The 4,089-nt window shown below is 58.4% G+C and carries 3 protein-coding genes; all 3 read right to left on the bottom strand.

Annotation, left to right across the window (positions count from 1 at the left end; all coding sequences use genetic code 11):
- A partial coding sequence (locus tag HMPREF0308_RS09520; RefSeq protein ID WP_005531065.1) for a dipeptide ABC transporter ATP-binding protein occupies positions 1-1,784 on the bottom strand: 1,784 nt, incomplete at its 3' end.
- Positions 1,781-2,887, bottom strand: coding sequence for an ABC transporter permease (locus HMPREF0308_RS09515; protein WP_005531064.1), 1,107 nt, complete (start codon positions 2,885-2,887; stop codon positions 1,781-1,783). The genes HMPREF0308_RS09520 and HMPREF0308_RS09515, both read right to left, overlap by 4 nt.
- A complete protein-coding gene (locus HMPREF0308_RS09510) occupies positions 2,888-3,871 on the bottom strand; it encodes an ABC transporter permease (RefSeq protein ID WP_005531063.1) in 984 nt (327 codons plus the stop codon). It abuts the gene before it with no gap.
- Positions 3,872-4,089 lie beyond the last annotated feature (218 nt).

The raw sequence follows: 4,089 nt of genomic DNA, 5'->3' as shown, positions 1-4,089 counted from the left end.
TCGGTGGCGCCGTATTCCACGAAGTCGCCCTTGTACATGACGGCGACTTTGTCGGAAAGATTGCGCACCACGGATAGGTCGTGAGCCACGAAGACCAAGGAGATACCCAGGCGGTTTTTCAGGTCATGCAGCAGATTGATGATGCCGGCCTGGATGGATACGTCCAGAGCAGATACTGGCTCGTCGAGGACGATGATTGACGGGTTTGTAGCCAGTGCGCGGGCCAGGCCGATGCGCTGACGCTGGCCACCAGAAAAATGCCCTGGGAAGCGGTCTACCTGGTGGGATTCCAAGCCGACGAGCTTCATGAGCTCGCTCACGCGCTTGCCGACGTCGCCGTCATAGCCCAGCGATTCCAGCGGTTCCGCGATGATCTCGCGGATTGTCATGCGCGGGTTCAGCGAGCTCATTGGGTCCTGGAAGACGATCTGGATGTCCTTGCGCAGGCTGCGGCGAGCTGAGCTGCTAAGACCGGAGGTGTCGGTGCCATTAACAACGATGGTGGAACCCTTAGGTGGGTTAAGATCCATGATTTCGAGCAAGGTGGTGGTCTTGCCGGAACCGGATTCGCCCACGATGGCGAAACATTCGCCTTGATGGACAGTGAAGCTGATGCTGTTAACCGCATGCACGGTGCCCACGCGACGCTTGAGGATGGCGCCCTTGATGAGTGGGAATTCCTTGACGAGGTTTTCTACCTCCAGGGTCACGGGGCGCTCGTCATACGGGGTATCGCCTAGGGCATCGGGGGAAATCTGTGGCAGCGGGTACATTCGCTCGCCACCGATGCTGCCCTGATTGATCTCATCGGAGCGCAGGCAAGCGGCGGCGTGCCGCGGGGCGTCGTCAAGTGCACGCAATTCAGGCTCCTGCTTCCAGCAGCCTTCCTGCGCCACGGGACAGCGGGCAGCAAACGAGCATTCCGGCACAATCTCGATGAGGCGCGGCGGGGTGCCGTTAATCGGTACGAGGGGCTGGTCGCTCGACTTGTCCACGCGTGGGGTAGAGCCGAGTAGTCCCACCGTGTAGGGCATCTTGGGGTTGCTAAAGATGGTGTCTACGTCGCCATATTCGACGGCGCGCCCGGCATACATGACGAGGACGTCATCTGCCGTGCCCGCGACGACTCCCATGTCGTGGGTAATCATGATGACCGCAGCGCCGGTTTCGCGCTGAGCGACCTTGAGGACCTCAAGAATCTGCGCCTGGATGGTGACGTCGAGAGCGGTGGTTGGCTCGTCGGCGATGATGACCTTGGGGTTGTTGGCCATCGCGATAGCGATGACCACGCGCTGGCGCATACCGCCGGAGAATTCATGCGGGAAGGACTTGATGCGCTTTTCAGGCTCGGGGATACCCACCAAATCCAGAAGGCGGATGGCCTCTTGCTCGGCTTCCTTATCCGACAGTGAGCGGTGAATCTGGATGGCTTCCTTGAGCTGGTCACCGATGGAAAAGACGGGAGTCAGCGAAGAGAGCGGATCCTGGAAAATCATGGCGATGTCTTGGCCACGGATTTCGGACATCTTTTTGTCGGACATTCCGATCAGCTCAGTGTCCTGGAATTTAACAGAGCCCTCAACCTTGGCGTAGCCAGGCAAAAGCCCCATAATGGCCATCGACGTCACGGACTTTCCGGAGCCGGATTCACCCACAATCGCGAGGGTGCGCCCTGGCAGAAGATCGAAGTTGACGCCACGGACAGCATGGACCGAACCAGCTTCAGAAGGAAAGGTGACGGCGAGGTCGCGGACTTGCAGCAATGGGGTAGTAGGCGTTGTCATGCTCGGCCTCCGGAGTTCGAGTTGGGGTCAATGGCATCGCGCAGGCCATCCGCGATGAATGCCATGGACACAGTGAGTAGGGTCAGCACGCCCGCTGGGAAGTAGAACTGCCAAGGCGAGGATTCGATGGCGTTGGCGCCGACGGAAAGCAGCGTGCCCAAAGAGACGTCGGGAAGCTTCACGCCCAAACCCAAGAAGGACAGTGCTGTTTCTGACATGACGGTGCTCACGACGCCCAGTGCGAACTGGATGATGAGCAGCGATCCGATGTTGGGCACGATGTGGCGAACGATGGTGCGGAAGCGCGATACGCCCATGTAGTCGGCCGCTCGCACGTAGTCGTTTTCGCGCACGGACAGCGCCATCGCCCAAATAACACGGGCGGGGTACATCCAGCCAAAGGCGATGAGGACCACGATGAGCAGCTTCCAATCGCCGCCGGAATCCGCCACCACGAGAGCGATGAGCAGGAAGGTCGGGATGGCGAGCAAGAAGTGGATAAAAGCCAGAATCGCCTTTTCGATGCGTCCGCCGTACATGGCTGCGGCAGCGCCGATGAGCGCCGAAAGGACGGTCGTGGCAATGGAGACGACCAACGCGATGATGAGCGAGCGCCCCAAGCCATGAACGGTTTGGGCGAAAAGGTCGTTGCCAGAATCGGTGGTGCCAAACCAGTGCTCCGGCGAAGGTCCTGTGGCGAGGTTTAAGAAGTCAGGCTCGTCGTAAGGCCACTTCGCAACAAAGCCGCCGAAGAGAGCCAACAAGGTTAGAAGCAGGAAGATGAGTGCGCCGATTAAAGCGAACTTGTTGCGGAAGAAGCGCCGCGTGTACAGCTTCAGCTTCGACGTGCCGCGGAAGACCTCTTCCTTTTCGTCTCCGTCGTTGCCTGTGAATTGGCGGCGTTGGGCATCATCGACATCAACACCGGAAGCCAGTGCAGATTGGGCGCTTGGCTCCGAGGCCATGCTGAAGTCGGCGGTGGCGGCGTGTGGGCGAACACCGAGGTTATCCGCCGCGGAGTCGATAGCGAGGTCGTTTCGCCGGTGGCGTTCCGAGTGACGTGCCGAAGCGCGAGGAGTCGTGGACTTTTTCTCTGGAGACATTTAGCTCACCCTCACTCGTGGGTCGAGTGCAACAACGACGAGGTCGGCCAGAATTGCTGAGAATGCAATCATCACTGCGCCGAAGGCGGCGACCGCGGTGGTGCCGTTGACGTCGTTGCGACTGATGGTTTCGATGAAGTACTGGCCCATGCCTTTCCAAGCGAAGATCTGCTCGGTCATGATCGCGCCAGTGAAGATTCCGGGCACGGAGAAAGCAACTGACGTTGCCACCGGGATGATGGAGGTTCTTAGCGCGTGCTTGCGGATGGCTTGGGCACGGGTTAGCCCTTTCGCGCGGGCAGTGCGAACGTAGTCGGCATTGAGGTTGTCCAGCAGGAGAGTGCGCTGCATCATGTGGTAGCCGGCGTAGCTGATGACGACTAGGGCGATGGTGGGCAGGATGAGGTGCTGGGCGTAGTCGATCAGCTTGGGGATAAGACCAGTGATGTCCGGATTAGCAGAGCCGGTGACGTAGACGATGCGGTGCCCGGTCACACGGTTTAGCCACAGGCCACCTGCGACCACCAAGATAGAAGCGACAACGACGTGGGTGTTCATCGTGATGATGGATATGCCCTGCCATACGCGGTCGGCAGCCTTGTACTGGCGCGCAGCGGTGTAAACACCCAAACCAACACCGATGACAACAGAAAGCACGGTTGCTAGGAGGAGAAGCTGGGCAGACACGAGCGCACGGTGGCCGATCTGGGCGCTGACTGGGTCTCCCAAAGGGGAGCTGCCCCAGTCCCAGTGGAACAAAATCCCACTAAACCAGTTCCACCAGCGCTCAAGGAGGGGCGTTTCTGGGTCGAGACCCAATGGCTGGAGGATATTGGAGATTTCTTCCGGGCGAAGAGGCGGGTTGCGGCCTATGTAATTCGAACGCGGATCAAGGAAGGTTGCCGCGAGAAAGTAGGCGATGTTGGTCGCGAGGAAGATAACTAGCAACCAGCTAGCGGTCTTCTTCAGGATGTATTTGAACATCGGGTGGGTTCCGTTCGCAGAGACGACAGTTGAGAGTTGCGTCTTTGAGTCCCTCGGCACATACGTGAGAGAAATGTGACTTGGCTATCAATTTCGCTGAAGTTGATACTAGGAAATTGGAAAAGGGTTGGCCGCCTATTTGTTCAAATTTTTAAAGTTTGGGGGTGAAACTTATTAGCCCCGGATTGTATTTATTTCGGGTCTTTATATAAGCCGTT

This window comes from Corynebacterium striatum ATCC 6940 (assembly GCF_000159135.1).
GTDB classification, from domain to species: Bacteria; Actinomycetota; Actinomycetes; order Mycobacteriales; family Mycobacteriaceae; genus Corynebacterium; species Corynebacterium striatum.
Note: the sequence above shows the minus strand (reverse complement) of the source record. Positions and strands in the feature narration are given on the sequence as shown.